Annotated in this window: 16 protein-coding genes; 6 read left to right on the top strand and 10 right to left on the bottom strand. The window is 43.0% G+C overall.

Features of this window, described 5'->3' with window-relative positions; all coding sequences use genetic code 11:
• Nucleotides 1-185 precede the first annotated feature (185 nt).
• The 4 genes from AC1XUD_RS17840 to AC1XUD_RS17825 all read right to left on the bottom strand — a co-directional run bounded on the left by AC1XUD_RS17840 (nt 186) and on the right by AC1XUD_RS17825 (nt 2,907).
• Complete coding sequence (locus AC1XUD_RS17840; RefSeq protein ID WP_483362398.1) at nt 186-539, bottom strand: nuclear transport factor 2 family protein; 354 nt, start codon at nt 537-539, stop codon at nt 186-188.
• Nucleotides 540-815: 276 nt separating this feature from the next.
• Nucleotides 816-1,259 carry an ester cyclase gene (locus AC1XUD_RS17835; protein ID WP_483362397.1) on the bottom strand — a complete coding sequence of 148 codons (444 nt, stop codon included), beginning with the start codon at nt 1,257-1,259 and terminating at the stop codon, nt 816-818.
• 149 nt (nt 1,260-1,408) lie between these two features.
• Nucleotides 1,409-2,008, bottom strand: coding sequence for a DinB family protein (locus tag AC1XUD_RS17830; RefSeq protein ID WP_483362396.1), 600 nt, complete (start codon nt 2,006-2,008; stop codon nt 1,409-1,411).
• 80 nt (nt 2,009-2,088) lie between these two features.
• Complete coding sequence (locus AC1XUD_RS17825) at nt 2,089-2,907, bottom strand: DUF6597 domain-containing transcriptional factor (RefSeq protein ID WP_483362395.1); 819 nt, start codon at nt 2,905-2,907, stop codon at nt 2,089-2,091.
• Nucleotides 2,908-3,228: 321 nt separating this feature from the next.
• On the opposite strand from AC1XUD_RS17825, the gene AC1XUD_RS17820 reads away from it, so the two are divergent.
• Together AC1XUD_RS17820 and AC1XUD_RS17815 are read left to right on the top strand one after the other, a co-directional pair.
• The gene (locus tag AC1XUD_RS17820) at nt 3,229-4,425 is read left to right on the top strand and encodes an FAD-dependent oxidoreductase (protein ID WP_483362394.1); all 1,197 of its coding nucleotides are present in this window, start codon (nt 3,229-3,231) and stop codon (nt 4,423-4,425) included.
• Nucleotides 4,426-4,441: 16 nt separating this feature from the next.
• The gene (locus AC1XUD_RS17815; RefSeq protein ID WP_483362393.1) at nt 4,442-6,202 is read left to right on the top strand and encodes a flavin monoamine oxidase family protein; all 1,761 of its coding nucleotides are present in this window, start codon (nt 4,442-4,444) and stop codon (nt 6,200-6,202) included.
• 68 nt (nt 6,203-6,270) lie between these two features.
• Here AC1XUD_RS17815 and AC1XUD_RS17810 read toward each other — a convergent pair whose 3' ends face one another.
• From AC1XUD_RS17810 to AC1XUD_RS17800, 3 genes are all read right to left on the bottom strand, one after another.
• Entirely contained in the window at nt 6,271-6,447 is a 177-nt protein-coding gene (locus tag AC1XUD_RS17810; protein ID WP_483362392.1) for a hypothetical protein, read from the bottom strand.
• Nucleotides 6,448-6,566: 119 nt separating this feature from the next.
• On the bottom strand, nt 6,567-6,938 hold the full coding sequence (locus tag AC1XUD_RS17805) for a VOC family protein (protein WP_483362391.1): 372 nt from the start codon (nt 6,936-6,938) through the stop codon (nt 6,567-6,569).
• Between the two features lie 311 nt (nt 6,939-7,249).
• A complete protein-coding gene (locus AC1XUD_RS17800) occupies nt 7,250-8,059 on the bottom strand; it encodes an AraC family transcriptional regulator (protein WP_483362390.1) in 810 nt (269 codons plus the stop codon).
• 34 nt (nt 8,060-8,093) lie between these two features.
• Here AC1XUD_RS17800 and AC1XUD_RS17795 point away from each other — a divergent pair, with 34 nt between their 5' ends.
• The gene (locus AC1XUD_RS17795; protein ID WP_483362389.1) at nt 8,094-8,492 is read left to right on the top strand and encodes a nuclear transport factor 2 family protein; all 399 of its coding nucleotides are present in this window, start codon (nt 8,094-8,096) and stop codon (nt 8,490-8,492) included.
• A 66-nt stretch (nt 8,493-8,558) separates the two neighbouring features.
• On the opposite strand, the gene aqpZ is transcribed toward AC1XUD_RS17795, so the two are convergent.
• The gene (gene aqpZ / locus AC1XUD_RS17790) at nt 8,559-9,239 is read right to left on the bottom strand and encodes an aquaporin Z (RefSeq protein WP_483362388.1); all 681 of its coding nucleotides are present in this window, start codon (nt 9,237-9,239) and stop codon (nt 8,559-8,561) included.
• 368 nt (nt 9,240-9,607) lie between these two features.
• Between aqpZ and AC1XUD_RS17785 the strand changes: the two genes are divergently transcribed.
• Nucleotides 9,608-11,980 (top strand): right-handed parallel beta-helix repeat-containing protein, encoded by a 2,373-nt coding sequence (locus AC1XUD_RS17785; RefSeq protein ID WP_483362387.1) that lies wholly within the window; start codon nt 9,608-9,610, stop codon nt 11,978-11,980.
• Nucleotides 11,981-12,346: 366 nt separating this feature from the next.
• Here AC1XUD_RS17785 and AC1XUD_RS17780 read toward each other — a convergent pair whose 3' ends face one another.
• Together AC1XUD_RS17780 and AC1XUD_RS17775 are read right to left on the bottom strand one after the other, a co-directional pair.
• Entirely contained in the window at nt 12,347-13,663 is a 1,317-nt protein-coding gene (locus AC1XUD_RS17780) for an ATP-binding protein (protein WP_483362386.1), read from the bottom strand.
• A gap of 12 nt (nt 13,664-13,675) precedes the next feature.
• A complete protein-coding gene (locus AC1XUD_RS17775) occupies nt 13,676-14,845 on the bottom strand; it encodes a hypothetical protein (protein ID WP_483362385.1) in 1,170 nt (389 codons plus the stop codon).
• Between the two features lie 270 nt (nt 14,846-15,115).
• Here AC1XUD_RS17775 and AC1XUD_RS17770 point away from each other — a divergent pair, with 270 nt between their 5' ends.
• Nucleotides 15,116-15,310, top strand: a complete 195-nt coding sequence (locus tag AC1XUD_RS17770) for an acyltransferase family protein (protein WP_483362384.1) — start codon at nt 15,116-15,118, stop codon at nt 15,308-15,310.
• Nucleotides 15,311-15,724: 414 nt separating this feature from the next.
• A partial coding sequence (locus AC1XUD_RS17765; protein ID WP_483362383.1) for an ABC transporter permease occupies nt 15,725-18,102 on the top strand: 2,378 nt, incomplete at its 3' end.

Here is an 18,102-nt window from a genome sequence, read left to right as displayed (position 1 = left end):
AGTAATGGATCGAAAATAGGTCAAAAGCTTGGGATTTGGAAATGGGGGCTGGAGCAGGTGAGTAAAAACGAAGATGAGGAGGTCGTTAAATAATTGACAGAGAGTGAATTGTATTAATAAGAAAATTTAATTAATGAGTGGATATATTTAAGAAATATGCTTTCCTGTTTGTTCAAAAAAGGTCTTTAAGCTTTTTCGTTGTACCAGTAGACCAATTTCCAGGTGCCGTTTTGATCTTCAAAGAATCGTACATTCTTAAATGAACCTTTGATATCACTTCCATCCTTGGTCATATCAACGGTTACCAAAGCTTCCACCGCAGCCTTTGCTCCCCCTTTAATAATTGATTTTATCTCAGTACTTATTTCACGGTATATTAAGCCCGGGTTCGCCAGTCCCGCCAAAAAGTCTTCTTTCGTTGCCGTCGTCCCCGTCGCCCGCCTGAAAACTAAATCGTCGGCTAAATGATTTGCGAAAAAAGTTGCGTCTTTGGCCTGTTCTGCCTTTCCGAATTCCTGGTTAAGTTCTGCGAGTTCCATAATGTTAGTTGCGTTAGAAGGATTAGTATTCAACTAATTTAAGGATTCTTGATGGGTTGTAAGGGTTTGAAATATAGATACTTAGTTAACGGTAATATTATTTTGCAATTCATTTGTTAACTACAAAATTTGAATATCTTTTTTCGGGGAAGAAGATTGTTAATGTTCGGTAAAAAACAATCATTCCGGAAAATCACGAATTCATGACTTTCCGGAATGTCGAATCTTTTGGCGATGTGCAACAACGCATATGCTCAATCACGAACAATGCTGGTTTCAAACTCCCGTCAATTGCGCCACAAAATTGTCGTGATCCCAGTCAATCGTCAGGCCTGAAATTTTGTCGGAGTTATCGAACCTGAAGATGAAAATATGGTCGCTTTCGAAGCGTAGTCCTTTTGCCGGTAGCCCTAAAAAATCCATTTCCTGAGTTCCGAAAATGGCTACTTTACATGTAACAGCGTCATCTTCCGCGGTAGCTGAATCTACCGTATTGTCCAGATCAGGGAAGCAGTCCATAAGCATAACCCATACCGTTTTTCCGAGTTCATTAAACTGGCCCTTACCATCGTTACCAAGTGGCTTAAACCAGACAGTCGCATTTGGAGCTGCCAGGCTTAACATTCTCTCAATGTCCATATCCTGATATGCTGAAAAGAACTCGATGCAGGTGCCCTTTCTTGTGAGTTCGGTAAGGTTTTCTTTTTTGATCGTTTCCATAGTCAATTAAAGTTGAATTTTTGAATGGGTGAATGGGTGAAATAAATTTTGAATGAGTGAATTAGAGAATGAGTGACTGAGGTTCAGTTTTGAGTTTTTGGAGGAAAGAAAGTTTGACTTCAACCGATTTCCAGTTAACCTTAACCCCGTTAAATCTGCTTTGGATAATCTTTATGCGCTTTTACTTTTTTGATTTGCTTTAAGTGTCTGTCAACGTGGCCCCATTGATATAGGTACACCTGATGCATATTTCTAGGGTTAGGGGTGCCGGTAAGTTCGAATAATGTCCGCATATCAACTTGTGTTTTTTCCAGAAATTCAAGATTCAGGGCGTGTCCACGCAGAAAGAATGTGAGATTGTTCTTGCCTTCAATAAACCCCGTCGGCCTGGAAAAGAGTGAGGATATGTGCGGGGTTTCTTCAATTATTTTTTCGGTGTAATAACTATCCGGACGACTGGTTGAAAGAAGTTCAGGATGACGCGTGCCCTGAGATCCCATTCCGATTTCCCGTGACCATATGATTTCCCACAGAGCCAGATGTTCAACAACTTCACCAATAGACCATCTGTCAGGCGATTCTTTGAAGGACCATTGTTCAGGCGTAAGATTTTCGACTTCCGCAATCAGTGCATCACGGGTTCTTTTAAAGTTGTCGATGGTATACCGTCGGTCAGCCTCCGTCCAAAGTTTCTCCTGTGCAACAGCCGGAAATTGGAGTAAGAGACAAAACAAAAGAAGCTTTTTCATTTCCATGTATAGTTTAGTTTTCGGGTCAAAACTAAGTACATACGAATTTTGGAAATTGTAAAAAAACGACATTTTTCCGGTCAGGATTTTAGAAAATTGCCCAGCTCTGAATTATTACGCAAATAACTGGATGGCGCTTTTCCGGTAAACTCTGTGAACTCTTTTATAAAATGTGACTGATCATAATAGCCGAACTGATAGATTATTTGCTGCCAATCCTGGACGCTCCAATAGCTTCGTGCCATTACGGCGCACAAGTTGCTCATTCTGCTGATGCGCGCATAGTATTTCGCACTAACGCCGACTTTATTCAGGAACTGACGTTGAAATTGTCGCGGACAAACATATAATTCTTGCATGAGATCCTGGATGGGTGAGACCCCGTGTTTCTCAAGAATCAAATTGGCGATAAAATCATTTCTATCATAAGACCTTTTTGGCTGTAATGCCTTTTTTGTAAGATAGTTATCCAATATATTGACGCGTATTTCCGCAGATTCAGCTTCAAGAATTTGTTCGTATAGAACAGAGATATCATTGCCGAGGATTGTCGTTAGATCTATACGCTCGTCGGAAAACTCAAACATAGGAAGACCAAAAATGGTATTGACGGCCGCTGGTTTGAAGACGACTCCAATCATGCCGATGCTTCCGTTTAGATGTAACCGGTAGCTTTTGGTCGATTGCCCGCTCAGAAAAGTAGCGGGAACGATCTGATTTTGGTACTTGTCATTCATTATACTATATCTGTCACCATAATTGAACACCATCGAGGCGTATCCATTGGGCGGTGACTCCACGATAAAAGGGGTTGTAAGATCAGATGTGTACTCCCAAATATAGAAGGTCTCGACAAAAGGTGTCAGGTTAGGAGAGGGGGTGAATTTTTTGTACAACATATTGAGGGTGAGTTGTCTATGATAAATGTAACAAATTGGCCAGACAACTCCATACCGAAAAAGAGAATGAAAATATCTCGTCCGTTTATTTGAAATCGCAGCGACAACAGAGGGTGTTTTATAGTGAATGGGAATTGTCATTAATATAGGGAGGGTTTCTTCCCAAATCAGTACCGCTTAATCAATTGTTCAAACGAATTAGTGAAATCCGGATATGCAAAATAGGATAGCCGCATTGATTTATTTATAATTGTTAACAAATAAATTCTATCTAATTGCACAACTAGTTACAGTGCTTCCACTCTTCTAATTAGTATCGTTATGAAAGGAATCTCAGGCAATAATTATGATGTAATTGTGATGGGTGGCGGTGCGATGGGCTTATCGACTGCTTATCATTTAGGCAAACGAAAGGCGAGAACGCTGGTTTTAGAACAATTTACTTTTTTAAATCAATTGGGCAGTTCGGCTGGGATTTCACGTCAATTCAGAATTCCATATCCGGAGGAATATATGGTAAAAATGGCACTGGATTCGGAGCCATTTTGGACTGAACTACAAAGCCATACGAAAACGGAACTCCGGGATAAGGTGGGAACGCTATGGTTTGGCGACCCAGCCGTTCATTCGACAGAGGGCAATATCGGGGAGGCAGAAAAAGCATTGAAAGCCGCCCATGTTCCGTACACTTCCCTGACTGCAAAACAGATAGAAGATCAATATCATTTTAGAAATTTGCCAGAAACCTATACCGGTTTGTTCCAGCCCGACGGCGCGAGTATCAATTTCAAGGCGACTATAAAAACACTTTTGGGGCTATGTAAAAAAGATCCATATACCGAACTTCGAGATCAATCTCCTGTCATAAAAATCACCCAATCCGGTAAGTTTTTTGAGGTTACCACACCGAACGGGGTATATACTTCAGAGAAAATAGTGATCGTTCCCGGTCCATACGTCGACGGGGTTATCAATTTATTGGGTTTCACGATTAAGGCTACTTACTGGAATATGTCGTCTGCATATTTCAAAAAAACGAGCCCTTCCATTCAATATCCTACCTGGTTTGTTTTTCAAAATCCTGTGGGCGAAAATGGGAATGAGTTTTATGGCTTTCCCGGCGTATCCTGGGATCATCCGGGCTATATCCGGGTAGCACCCGATTTCGTTATCAATCCGCTGATGGAGCCCAATCAGAAATCCTTTATCCCAAATTATCAGGAGCTTGCCTATACCTCCGAGTGGATCAGAAATCATATGACTGGCCTTGATCCAACGCCTTATTTTATGTCGACTTGTCTGGTGGCCTTAAGCAAGATTCCGAACAAGGAACTGCTGATCGATTTTGCCCCTACATTCGTGCCCAATCATGAAAACATCGTGATATATGCGACCGGCTGGGCTGCTAAATTTACACCCTTTTTAGGCAAAGTCCTGACCGATCTGGCCCTCGACGGGCATACCACTTTTGATATTACTCCTTTCCAACTGGGCAAGCATTATTTCAAACCATTGTAACCTAACCGTTATCAGAATGAACAAGAACACACCTTTGAACCCGGGCATGAATCCCGGAATGAAGATCGAAGTGGCGATCGTCGGGGCTGGAACGTCCGGCTTGTACAGTGCTTTTCGCCTTCTGGAAGAAAAGAAATATAAGGGAAGCGAAGTTCAGATTTTTGATATGAATACCGAACTCGGCGGACGATTGAAGTCGGTTATTATGCCTGGAATGAACTTTTGGGGTGAATTGGGTGGCATGCGCTACCTCACTTCCCAGCAAATCGTGACGACTTTGATAGAAGGATATCCGACAAGTGAAAAGGATTTGAGCAAGCGCAAGTTGGTATTGAAGGATAAAATGACGCCGGTAGATTTCCCGATGGGCGATCCGTCACACCTTCTGTTTTATTTAAGAAAGCAATATTTCAAACAGGATGCGTGGGATGTTGCGCAGAGATATGGTCAGCAAGTAGAAACGAGGTATTATCTCAATGAAGATGACCTGGGTTTCAGCTCGGATCAGCTTTTCAACAAAATAATCTATGAAGTGCTGATGGCGGATTCCTGGTGTGCCAAAAAGTATAAGAAGAAAATACTGGCCGGGCCATCGAAATACGATTTTAACTTTCTACTCACGAGCCAGGATTGGGACGATATCAAGCCTCGTTTGGTTTATAATTTTAAAGGTTCGCCCTATGATGGCCGTAAAGTGAATGACCTGGGTTTCTGGAATTTGATAAAAGATCAGGTGTCACAGGAGGGATATGAGTTTGTGGCCAATGCTGGTGGATATTATTCCAATACGATCAACTGGAATGCAGCCGAAGCCTTTCCTTATATGGTTGGTGATTTTTCTGCTGATGTGACTTACAAGACTATTCAGGAAGGGTATGACAGTATTTGTTATGCTTTGGCAAACCAGTATATGGGTGAAAAAGGCGCGTGCATATGGTCTGAAAATCAGCTGCTTACTTTTAATAAGGATCACAGCGAGAAAGGATATAAATATGAACTGATATTCCTGAACATTCGCTCGAACCAGCAGTGGAAAGTATATGCCAATGCGATTATCCTGGCCATGCCGCGCAAGTCGCTGGAATTGCTGGACCAGAACAATTTCTTTTTCAATTTGGACACCAATAAAACGCTTGACAGGAATATCCGGTCGACCATTATGGAGCCGGCGTTCAAGATTTTGATGGGTTTTGAAACTCCTTGGTGGAAAGCACTTGGTATAGATTCCGGGCACTCAATTACGGATTTGCCGATGCGGCAGTGCTATTATTTTGGTACTGATCCCGAAACTCAAAATTCGATGTTGCTTGGAAGTTATGGTGATATGGAAACGGAGACTTTCTGGAAAGCATTGTCCGACGATAAAGTGCTTTTTGAAGTAAGGCCAGCCGAATCTGCGCCGATGGCAGAATTGAAAAAACTAAACGATCTTCAGGCGACAAAGCTGATGGTAAACGAGGTGATGAAGCAGCTGCGGGAAGTGCACGGGGCGCAGGTTCAAATTCCGGAACCATATGTTACTTATTTTAAAGATTGGACTGAGGATCCGTTTGGTGCAGGATATCATGCCTGGAAAGCGGGTACCTCCGTAAAAGATGTCATGCCGTATATGCGCCAGCCCGATCCCAAAGAACGTATACACATTTGCGGCGAAGCCTATTCCGACCAGCAGGGCTGGGTTGAAGGTGCATTTTGTGAGGCAGAGAAAATGCTGGATATCCACTTCCATATGAATCGCCCGAAATGGTTGGCGAAGGATTATTATATGGGTTGGTGAGCAGCTGGGAAGAAATATTGAGCACTCGTACCGATTTTAAATCAGTGCGAGCGCCACGCCGTTTTAAATCAGTGGGAGCCGTGCGAGCGATCCGTGTGATCTTCCGGATATCTTTTAAAAAATATGGACAATGGCCAAAACAACGCAGAAACGATTGCTCTGCTCCATTTCGGTTTTTCATAACGTCCTTCCTTGGCTAAATACCAAAGAAGAATAATCGCTGATATGTACCATGCTGCTGCCATATTAATTTCCGTTTGAGTAAGTAGTATCGAGAGTAAATTAAAGAAAATGTCTGGATTACAGTTGATTATATATGTGAGCGGTCTGAATTGTAGTACGAAAGGCCAGTCATGCGAAATTACTATACGTGTTGATCCACTAAAATCGCATTTCCATCAGGATCGATAAGCATGAAACTCGCAGGCCCGGTTGTTTTTTCATCGGCTTCGCTGGCGAGTTTGAGACCTTTCTTTTTCAGATCTTTTTGTATTTCCCGCACATCGTCAAACGGCTGAACTGCATTCGCATTTTGATCCCAACCGGGGTTGAAAGTTAGAATATTGTTTTCAAACATACCCTGGAAAAGGCCAACGAGTCCGTCGCCGTTTTTCATGATCAGATAGTTTTTGGAAAGATCTCCGGCAAAGACGGTGAATCCGAGTTTTTCATAAAACTCCTTCGAAACCTGAATGTCCCTGACACTTAAGCTTATTGAAAATGCTCCTAGTTTCATTCGAAAAGTTACTTTTAACTTAGAGATTTTTTGAGACAAGTTTGATCCATAAATCTACGATTTTACAGTAAATATTTCGATATCAAAGCATTACGATGGTAGCAAAGGTTGATCATATAATTCAAAATCAGCATATATATACCTGGTTTTAAGTGGATTGGGTATATGTGCGTAAAACTTAGGGATATACTTTTTGCAGTTGCAGCGAGGGAGTTTAATTATCCAAACTGTTTTTTCTGCCCAATGAAATGCATCGGCCGATCCCCACATATCTCCAAAAAATTGTTACTGAAAGTTGGTAAACTCTCATATCACACCGCCAATGCAATTTCAGTAACCTGATCCTCCCCATTTTCGATCAATTCCAATGCTTTGATGATTCGCGCGATTTTGGCGTAACTGGAAAAAGAGACGCCTAGCTGACTATTAAACAAACGGTTCAGTGTGCGGAGAGAATAACCGAATTTTCGTGCAAAAAAGTCGATCGATTGTTTTTCGTGAAGTCTTGCTTGGAAATCTTCGAGAAGGCTGCTTAGTTTTTCGTGGCTGGTTGAAGGCAGGCATATTCCCAGCGATTTTGTAAATTCCTCCGGAAGCAGATTAAGTAGAACTTTTCCAAATGCATTTTCTTCATCATTTTCATACGCTATTTCATTCCATCGTTCGGAGTATCGGATCATCTCTTTGACAAGCGGCGAAACCGGAAATACGGATAAGTGCTTGCTCATACCACGATCGGCAGTATCTGAAAAACATACGGCACGCATAAATAAACCTGGGCTATCCGACCATATTTCATGGAAAGTGTGCGGAGGGATCCAGGCTCCATACCAGTTGGGCAAAAGAATTTTCCGGCCTTCTGTGTGTATATGAATGCATCCGTTTTCAGCATAAATCAGTTGCCCATAATGATGCTGATGCCAATCGGAATGGAACCTTCCGAGTTTATGATGATATACAAACAACGGTTTTTCGGAGGAAAGTGCTGAACAATTAACAGGATTTCTAGTCATGGCCGATACCAATAAAACAAAGTCGAATGTGAACAATCGCGCCAAAGTAATTAAATATACATTTGTCACCAAGTGCTGCTGAACGGAAACGACAAATGGAATGGGCATCAGCATTTCGTCAAGACATATTTAAACTATATATATGAGCGCCAATCACCCGAATCTGGATTTAGTACATCAATTTTTTAATGCATATGCCACTCAGAATATGGAGGAGGTAAAGGCAATCTTATCTCCGGACATTCGATGGGTTATTCCTGGAAAACACCCGCTAAGTGGCGTAAAGACAGGGCCGCAGGAAGTTGTCGACTACCTGAGACAGCTTGGGAAAGGTTCATTTAAGGCAAGCCCGATTGTGATGGGAGTTAACGATGAATACGTAATTGACTGCCATTTAAATTGGAGCGAAGTGGCAGATCTTGAAAACTACAAAGGAATGTCCTGTCTTTTATGGAAAATAAAGGATGGACAAATTGTTGAGGTATATAACTTTCCAGAAGATCAACATAAGGTGGATCAGTTCTTTACAGCGTTGTATTGAACAACACAAAAAACGCAGTCTTGTATAAAGGCTGCGTTTTTGAAAATCTCCAAATTACTTGTCAGGTCAACGATCTGTTGTAAGGGATTGGTAAAACATTCCAGCCAGTACTGCTCCAATGATTGGTGCAACAATGAAAAGCCAAAGTTGTTCTACTGCCCAACCGCCAACAAATAGTGCCTGACTGATACTCCGCGCCGGATTTACTGACGTATTCGTTACAGGTATACTGATCAGGTGAATTAAAGTTAAGGCCAGGCCGATCGCCAAGCCACCGAACTGGGGTGTTCCATTTTTGTCCGTCGCTCCCAAAATGACGAACAGAAACATAAACGTCATCACGATTTCTGTCACCAGGGCGGCAATCATGCTATATTTTCCTGGCGAATGTTCATCATATCCATTTGCTGCGAAATCGCCCAGATGACTACCGTTGCCTGCAACCATAATGGATAAAACACCAGCAGCGGCAACTCCTCCCAAAATTTGGGCAATAATATAAGGAGCTAAGTCTTTTTTTGGAAAGCGGCCACCCACCCAGAGCCCTATCGAAACGGCCGGGTTAAGGTGCGCCCCAGAGATATGCCCAATTGCATATGCCATCGTGATGACAGTCAAGCCGAAGGCCAATGAAACCCCCAGAAGTCCGATACCGACACCGGGGAAAGCTGCCGAAAGCGTCGCACTGCCACAACCGCCGAGTACAAGCCAAAAGGTTCCAACGAACTCCGCAGTATACTTTTTCATATCAATATTCGATTATCGTGTGTAAATTATGTCGGTTGGTTTGACATAAAATTTTTCGTCCGGTCACAAAATAGCATGAGAACAAATACACATTCATTGGTTCAATATGTGCCAATTCCCATTTAAATCGGTCAATTGTAATTGTTTTGGTTAGCCAGCCTGAAAAAGTGTATGCACGAACGGGGTATGCTATATCATTATCTTGCAGCGTTTTACCGACTTGCATTTTGCGATATTTCCGGCAATGGCAGGATATGAGGTTGTGATGAATACACAAAAGCGGGTTACAAAAGTTGAAACGATATATGCAAATAAATAAAGTATCCTTATCTTCAATCTTTGCTAGATAAACACGCGTTATTCAAAAAATGATTTCCTTTTGCTCAACTAAGATTTCAAGATCCCCGCTGGTATTAATCTTTTTGCTGCTCACTGTATCAGCATATGCCAGAGATATTTATGTGTCGAAAACCGGTAACGATGCCAATCCGGGAACGAAAGAAAAGCCACTGGCCACTTTGGAGGCCGCCCGAAACAAAATCCGCGCAATCCATGAGCCTGTTACAGTCTTCGTTCGCAAGGGAACTTACTATCTGAAACAACCTGTTATTTTCGGCCCGCAAGACTCGAGAAAACCCGGAGAGGAAGCTATATATAAGGCATTTGATGGAGAAAAAGTAACGATCAGCGGCGCTTCTGAGTTGACACTGAAATGGGAAGTATATAAAGGAAATATCAAAAAAGCGATGGTTGCGGGTAGCCCTGTGATGGATCAGCTCTTCGTAGGAGCAGAAAAAATGAGAATGGCGCGCTATCCGAATTATGATTCGACGATCAGCCATTTTGGAGGGTATGCCGAAGATATCCTTTCACTCCCGAAAATCAAATCCTGGAAGTCGCCGGCGGGAGCATATATCCACGCCATGCACAAGCACGAATGGGGCGATTACCACTATCTGGTGACTGGGAAAAACGCGAACGGTACACTCCAGATGGAAGGAGGATATCAGAATAACCGGCAGATGGGAATGCACAACAAATACCGTTTTATCGAAAATGTTTTCGAGGAACTGGACGCACCCGGAGAATGGTATTATAACAAAGCTGAAAAAACACTTTACGTATATGCAAGTCCAGGTCAGGATTTGACGAAGACTAAAATACTGACGCCGCAAATCAAACATCTTTTTGAATTCCGTGGTACTGCTAGCAATCCGGTAAGCAATATTACCCTGGAAGGCTTTGAGTTGACGCACACGCTCCGGACCTTCATGGATACCAGGGAACCCCTTCTGCGGAGCGACTGGGCCATATATAGGGGTGGAGCAATCGTTTTGGAAGGTACAGAGCAGTGTACTGTGAAAAAATGCTATTTCAATGCGGTTGGGGGTAATGGGGTCTTTTTTAGTAATTATAATCGAGCAGGAGATGTTTCCGGATCGCATTTTGAGAACATCGGAGCCAGTGCCGTTTGTTTCGTGGGGGATCCAGCCGCGGTTCGTTCGCCCAGCTTTGAATACCATGAGTGGATTCCGTACAGTAAAATGGACAAGCAACCAGGGCCGAAATCCAACAACTATCCTGCCGAATGTAAGGTCTATGACAACTTGATGCACGGCTTAGGGCGGGTAGAAAAGCAGGTTGCCGGTGTGGAAATTTCAATGTCGATGGATATTACGGTAAGCCATAATACCATTTATAATGTTCCTCGCTCAGGTATCAATATCAGCGAGGGGACGTGGGGAGGACATATTATTGAGTTTAACGATATCTTCAATACCGTCTTGGAAACGGGTGATCATGGCTCGTTCAACTCCTGGGGCCGCGACAGGTTCTGGCATCCTGACCGCGCCGTGATGGACAGGCTGGTGGCCGAGCATCCGGATCTGATACTGAAGGATGTTCAGAAAACCATCATAATCCGTAACAACCGCTTCCGTTGCGACCATGGCTGGGATATTGATTTGGACGACGGCAGCAGCAATTACCATATCTATAATAATCTTTGTCTGAACGGTGGACTCAAACTTCGGGAAGGTTTTGAGCGCTTGGTAGAGAACAATATCATTGTAAATAATTCATTTCATCCGCATGTGTGGTTTGCCAGCAGCGGTGACATTTTCAGGAAGAATATAGTCACAAAACCATATTATCCTATTCAGGTAAATGAATGGGGGAAAGAAGTGGACTTCAACCTTTTCCCTGACGATATAGCACTTCAGGTTGCCCAAAAGAATAAAACGGATGAACATAGTTTGGCTGGAGATCCGATGTTTGTGGATGTGGCCAAAGGAAATTATCAGGTAAAACCGGAAAGCCCTGCGCTAAAACTCGGATTTGTGAACTTCCCGATGAATGAATTCGGTGTTGTTTCGGAGGACTTGAAAGCAAAATCTGCCCATGTGCCATTACCTGCTTTGACGACAACGGCAGATGGGAAAGCGATCCAGGAAATGGACTGGCTGGGCGGAAGAGTTCGAAACGTAAACGGCCTCGGCGATCGATCGGCCTTTGGTTTGCCCGATGAAAAAGGTGTAGTGATTGAAAGCATTGCAGACGGAAGTCTTCTCGCAAAAGCAGGTCTTAAAAAAGGCGATGTAATCCGCTCGATGAATCAAAAAAGCATATCAAACGTCACCGATCTGACAAATGTGTTTCAGGCAATCAACTGGACTGGTAAAGGCGATGTGGAGTATTTTAGAAATCAGCAGAGTATGAAGGGGGTGGTTTTGTTCAAGTGAAGGGAACGATCTCTGGACAATGACTAAGTTCACATAAAGTCGTAATGGGAAAATCACTGCAAATCAATATTGATTCTCTTATGTCATGGTTTAAGTGGCAGATTGATTTTTAGTGATAATTGACTTACCAAAAAGTTAGCAGGCGTTTACAATATGGTTTTATTACAGTCTGTTCGATGATTCCGTGGTCGAGTTAGTTGAGATGTCCAAGTATGAAGCTTCTCAACTTCCGGCGTTGTTCAAAATTTGTTATTTTGAATGGCTCATATTTTATCGTCAGCGAGGGTACAGGTTTGTATCAAATCAACAAATTTTCAGTCATGAGGGCGTTTATAAGAATAATGAGACTTATATTAACTAAAACCATTAAGCCAGCACACCACTTTCCTTCTCAATCATCACCTCCGGAGAATCTCTAGAAACCAGCTTTCGGTTACGATATCCTTTCCATTGATTTTTTAACCATGGCAAAGGAATTTTTGCAAGCCATTTTTTGGAAAGTGCCGTCGGTCGTGGATCGTTTAACAGGGAAGCCATCAGCTGGGTATCATCCCAGGGAATGATGGCCTGTCTGGCGTCGAACCCGGCTGGGTTTTCTCGCATTGCTTCAGGGAATAGAGAAAAACGTCCTTCTTTGACATATGAAGTAGGCAATTCGGTTTGCCGGAAAAATAATTTGGCAAGATCAAGACCAATCCTTTCTCCGAGGATGACAGTATGGGTTGGTCTGGCATTACATTCCAGGACAAACAAATTCCCGGATTCGTCGCGGATAAAATCGATGCAAGCAAAGCCATTCAGCTTCAAGTGGCTGGCTAGTATCCTCGCTATTTCTTCGCAGTCATACTGAACGTCCAGTATCTGAAGCTGGCGACATGGAAGCTTACTATTTTCGGCGCTGTTCAGGTTTTTATATGTAAAGCCGGAAAGATATTGCCCTTCATTACTCGCAAAAGTATGGGAAAGGACGCTACCAGAAATGAATTCCTGCACGACAATCGAATCTTCCTGCGGACACATCAGATGGCGGATGTCCAATCCTCTGGCCATATGTATTTCCCAGCGCAGTTTTTCTGAAAATCGCATAGGCCCGGTGCCAAAAAAACCTGTTGAGTGTCGGTCTAACTCTTCTTCCGATTCACAAATTTCAACTCCCGCCCCGCCGCAAGACAACGTTTTTTTGAACACCACCGGATACCCAAGTCGCGAAGCACTATGCATCACCTCCGCGGTGCTTTTTGCCGGATATTGCGCCGGAATATTCAGCCCTAATGTCTTACACAATTTACCGAATGCCCCCTTGTCGGTACAAGCGCCATAATAAGACGGATCGCCCAGAGACCGTTCAAGCAACTTTGAAAGCTTCGGATATTGACCTTGCGGCAATCGCAAATATAAATTCTGCAGAAACGCCAAAGCGATATCATCTCCCGGCATCATCAGATTGGGCTCATATTCTCCAGCAATGTCGATAACCAGATCTCTGATATTCCAATAGAGAAAATATTTGGGAAGAGCATATAGTTTCTTCAGAAATTTGGTGGAGGCCAAATAGTTGTTTTGTGGGCAAATCGCGGCCACTTCGAACCCAGCGTTGCTCAAACATTTGGGAAGATGTGCAATTCCTGAAAAGTTCTGGAAAGAAAGGATCAGTACTTTTGGGGCATTATTCTGAGATGGCATAAATATTTTGGATCAATTTTCAGCAACGAGGGCGGGCGACAAGGCACCTTTCTGAGTGGCTGATTTGGAATTTTTACTAGAATATGCGGGTTCGATATACTCATACCAACTTCGCAATGACAATGGAATATGCCCGTGGGAACTCTCTCGCCAATCCTTATTTTCTTCGTGGCGAAGCAGGTACCAGGCCTTAATATCTTTCAGAAATTCATCACGCAAATTACTTTCTTCGGGGCGCTTACTGCTGAGAACAATCAGTTCTTTATCAGTATTATATGCTACAATAGAATTGTTCGAAAGAAACTTGTAACACTGTCGGTCGGAAGGATTAAGAAGCAAAGTTCTTTCGCCATAATGCGATAGATCCTGACTATAGGTGGCTCCCCAAGGCATTTTGAAACGGGTCACTCCATTTTCCAGATAGGGTGGCGACCCGCCGCAATTCACGAGCTTGCATCCGATGTCGAAGGAATGGCAGATGGCATACCAAAAAAATGCGGAAGGTACACCCTTTTTCCTGAATTCAACGTCGCCTTCCAGCCAACCCAGGTTGACGATATGGTAGGTTCCATTCTCATTCTGACACAACGCGGCGCCTACAATTCTCTCACCTTCTGAGATCATGAGGAACTCCATTCCCGGCTCCTGAGCAATTTTCATGATTGTTGACTCGGGATACAGATATGCTTCATCGCCGTGACTTTGCAACATCGCCGGGCGGTAATAGTGGCGATAATACGTGGCCGTCCAGGATTGATCTTTACATATTTTCCAGGTGAAATTCCGCTTTTCGAGCAAACGGATATTGGATCGCATACTCGCCGATATACCGCTTAGATAAGTGGGCAAATTGGGTGGGAGTTTAATGGCCAGCGATATGAAATTGGGAACAATCAGGCTGTGATCCTTAACTTCGTCAGGCGTAGGAACGTCGGCCAGGACCACCATTCCATGCTTTTTAACCAAGTTTCCTGCAATGCGCTTGGAGCCAGTATACCACCGCGCGACCACTTTCGGCGCATCGCGTTGCTGAAGATAGATTCTGCAATATGGATTTCTACCCGTTACGTTTCCGATGACTGCAAAGCTTGCGTCCTCAGCAGCATCAGACAAAATCCAGTAGTTATAGTTGAACCGGACGCGGCTCCACAGTTTTTTAAAGAAGTGGTAAAGATTATTCAAAAATTATACTTAATAAAAGGCAAACGTTTATTGTCCCCAAAAGTAGAAAAGTTTAGAGGATTGGTAAATAAACTAGTTGTATTTTTTTAAGGAAAAATGGCAAACGTGAAATAATGGAAGTTGTCGGCGTTAACAAAGACATTGCCAACAGTCGCCAATGGGAATATCTTAATTTGTAGTTTTAAAACTCGAAAAGCAGGAGATATGGCATACATTTCTCCTTAATTCTCAAAAAGGCTGTACTGCTATTTTATAACAAATTGAATATCAATGCCAAATAATTCAGATTCTGCTTTAACACTTGCCGATACCAAACCGCATTACAATATACTAGACGGATTACGCGGAGTAGCGGCAATTACAGTTGTGTGTTTTCACTTATTTGAAGCATTCGCAACCAGTCATTTGGATCAAAAAATCAATCATGGATATTTAGCTGTCGATTTCTTCTTTCCGGTTTTGTAGTAGGTTATGCATATGATGACAGAGGCTATACGATGACTGTCAGCGATTTTCTCAAACGAAGATTCATTCGTTTGCATCCGATTGTAGTGTTCGGCGCGATTATTGGGGTTTAAAAATGAAAACCTAACCTTCGAACAATCGTTGCCCGGTGCCGTAGCGCTTGTTATCGGCTCTGTAATTTTAGCTCATTTGTGCCTAAAGCTATATGATGAACCGGTTCGGAGGTATTTAACGAAGCGCCTGAAAAGGGTCAAACGGGTAAACGGTTAAAGGTTAACGGGGCATTGCGTCGAATTAAACAAATATGATACCCTTAGCAGACCGTTGCAGACTTTAAATTTCTCAAATTTTGTATTTTCAGTCTACAAAAACGAGACCAAGCGTCGTTAACCCTTTGACCCTTATCCCTTTCCCATGCTTAAAAACTATCTGAAAATCACGTACCGAAACATGCTAGGCAACAAAATGCTAAGCGCGATCAACCTTACCGGATTGGCGATTGGGATGTGTGTTTGCTTTTTTGCAGCGATGTATGTCCGGTTTGAATTGAGTTACGATCGTTATCATAAAAATGCGGATCACATTTACAGGCTGGTAACCGATGTCAAAAGCCAAAACGGCACCGAGTACAAAAGTTCGTTGGGAGGTATGGCGCCGCTTATTGAGCAATCCTTTCAGGAAGTGAAAGGGGTCACCAGGATTTTTCCCGACTATCTGATCATTCAAAAGGATAAAGAAACTTTTGGCGAGGAGCATATCGCCTATGCCGATTCATCCATTTTTGCTGTTTTTACCCTTCCCTTGCTGAGCGGCGATCCGGCATTGGTTTTGAATGCACCCGATAATATTGTTTTGTCGGAAACTGCTGCTCGTAAATATTTTCGTGATCAACCTGCTGTTGGCCAGCCACTTGTATTGAATGGCGGAGATACAGTGTATGTCAGCGCTGTGATGAAAGATATGCCGATCAACTCCCACTTCCGAACGGATTTCCTGCTGTCGATGAAAAAGCTCGGGCCGGAGTGGGATAACAACTGGAAACGTTTTTTCTTTTACACTTACCTGGTTTTGGATGAGCAAGCCAGTATTCCTAAGCTTAATACCAAAATCACCAACCTCGTTCGCGAACACACCGACCAGAGGGAGACGAAATACGAGTTGTTTCTTGAGCCGTTAAAAAGTGTGTATCTGGAAGGAAAACCGCGAGGCACGAGAGCGGGTAGTGCTATATCGGAAAGTCGAAATAATGTGTACATCGTTTCAGTCATTTCCATGATCGTTCTTTTCATATCATGTTTCAATTTCGTGAATCTGACAACCGCATATTCTGTACGGCGCATCAGGGAAATAGGTGTTCGTAAAGTGCTTGGCGGTAGGCGAAAACAATTGATCTTTCAGTTTTTGCTGGATTCCGTAGTGATCAGTGTGATGGCTTACTTCATTACGATATTGTTGATTTTTACACTTAGCCCGGCTTTTAATGCATTGGTAGGAAAGGTGATTATAACAAATCAGCTTCAACTTATCAATTTGACAGTCAGTATATTTCCTGCGTCAATATTGATTGGGCTTTTAGCCGGAGCCTATCCCGCCTTTTATCTCTCCGGAATGTTGACCATCAATACTTTGAAAGGAAAAATTATATCTACAAGACGTAACTTTTCATTGAGTAAGGTCTTGGTAGTGACGCAGTTTTCTGTATCGATTATTCTAATTATCGCTACGGGCGTTATTTATACCCAGCTTGATTTTATGAGAAATCATAAACCGGGTTTTAAGAAGGATCACATGTTGGTTGTTGATTTTCAGTTCGACAGTCGGATACCGCAGCATTCGGCTCTGGTAAAACAAGCTTTTGACGAAATAAGCCATTCCGGACCAATAAGCATGACTTCTTCTATCCCTGGTAAGGCTAATCATACGTTTCCAACTAAAATAGAAAACAGCCGGTCAGATCTTCAGGAATTTCATGCAGATGCCTACTTTGTAGATCACGATTTTTTGAAACAATATGAAATCGGTATGGCGGCAGGTCGACCGTTTTTGGCTGAGCTATCGTCTGATTCAACCGAAGCGATGCTTATAAACGAAGCGGCGTCCAAAGCACTTGGTTTTGCAACTCCTGAAGAGGCATTGGGTAAAAAATTCCAACAGCTGAACCGAAAGGGACTTATTATCGGCGTTACCAAAGATTTTCATTTTCACTCTTTTCAGGAAAAAGTAAGACCTCTGACTTTCCGAATTGCCCCCGGCTTTTTTACAAATCTGAGCGTAGCCATTCCGGAAAGGAATATGGTACAGACCATCGACCGGCTGAAAACGAAATGGAGCGAAATAGTGCCTGGAATACCATTTGTCTATTTTTTTGCGGATGAGGTATATCATGCGCAATACATTGCAGAAGAGCGGTTTGGTTCCTTTTTTGCCTGGCTGGCCGGGATCGCCATATTCATTTCATGTATTGGCTTGTTTGGACTGACAGCGCTCAATATTACCCAACGGACCAAAGAGATCGGTCTGAGAAAAGTCCTTGGAGCTTCTGTAACGGAAGTGGTCAGTATCCTGACAAAAGATTTCGTTATTCAGGTTATTATTGCTTTGCTGGTTGCTGTTCCATTCGGCTGGTATTTGATGAACAGATGGCTGCAAACCTTCGCCTATCGAACTGAGATCAGTGGCTGGATCTTCCTTGTGTCAGGGTTGGTTGCCTTGTCGGTCACGGTATGTACCGTCAGTTTTCAGAGTGTGCGAGCAGCTCTGATGAACCCGGTGAAATCTTTGAAGGTGGAATA

The organism is Dyadobacter sp. HNCC25DJ184 (assembly GCF_056895215.1).
This window is presented reverse-complemented; position numbering and strand designations above follow the sequence as displayed.

Bases quoted from the DNA above. Each gene is read 5' to 3' on its own strand.
- AC1XUD_RS17840 (WP_483362398.1), bottom strand. From the start codon at position 539: ATGGAACTCGCAGAACTTAACCAGGAATTCGGAAAGGCAGAACAGGCC.
- AC1XUD_RS17835 (WP_483362397.1), bottom strand. From the start codon at position 1,259: ATGGAAACGATCAAAAAAGAAAACCTTACCGAACTCACAAGAAAGGGC.
- AC1XUD_RS17830 (WP_483362396.1), bottom strand. From the start codon at position 2,008: ATGAAAAAGCTTCTTTTGTTTTGTCTCTTACTCCAATTTCCGGCTGTT.
- AC1XUD_RS17825 (WP_483362395.1), bottom strand. From the start codon at position 2,907: ATGTTGTACAAAAAATTCACCCCCTCTCCTAACCTGACACCTTTTGTC.
- AC1XUD_RS17820 (WP_483362394.1), top strand. From the start codon at position 3,229: ATGAAAGGAATCTCAGGCAATAATTATGATGTAATTGTGATGGGTGGC.
- AC1XUD_RS17815 (WP_483362393.1), top strand. From the start codon at position 4,442: ATGAACAAGAACACACCTTTGAACCCGGGCATGAATCCCGGAATGAAG.
- AC1XUD_RS17810 (WP_483362392.1), bottom strand. From the start codon at position 6,447: ATGGCAGCAGCATGGTACATATCAGCGATTATTCTTCTTTGGTATTTA.
- AC1XUD_RS17805 (WP_483362391.1), bottom strand. From the start codon at position 6,938: ATGAAACTAGGAGCATTTTCAATAAGCTTAAGTGTCAGGGACATTCAG.
- AC1XUD_RS17800 (WP_483362390.1), bottom strand. From the start codon at position 8,059: ATGCCCATTCCATTTGTCGTTTCCGTTCAGCAGCACTTGGTGACAAAT.
- AC1XUD_RS17795 (WP_483362389.1), top strand. From the start codon at position 8,094: ATGAGCGCCAATCACCCGAATCTGGATTTAGTACATCAATTTTTTAAT.
- aqpZ (WP_483362388.1), bottom strand. From the start codon at position 9,239: ATGAAAAAGTATACTGCGGAGTTCGTTGGAACCTTTTGGCTTGTACTC.
- AC1XUD_RS17785 (WP_483362387.1), top strand. From the start codon at position 9,608: ATGATTTCCTTTTGCTCAACTAAGATTTCAAGATCCCCGCTGGTATTA.
- AC1XUD_RS17780 (WP_483362386.1), bottom strand. From the start codon at position 13,663: ATGCCATCTCAGAATAATGCCCCAAAAGTACTGATCCTTTCTTTCCAG.
- AC1XUD_RS17770 (WP_483362384.1), top strand. From the start codon at position 15,116: ATGCCAAATAATTCAGATTCTGCTTTAACACTTGCCGATACCAAACCG.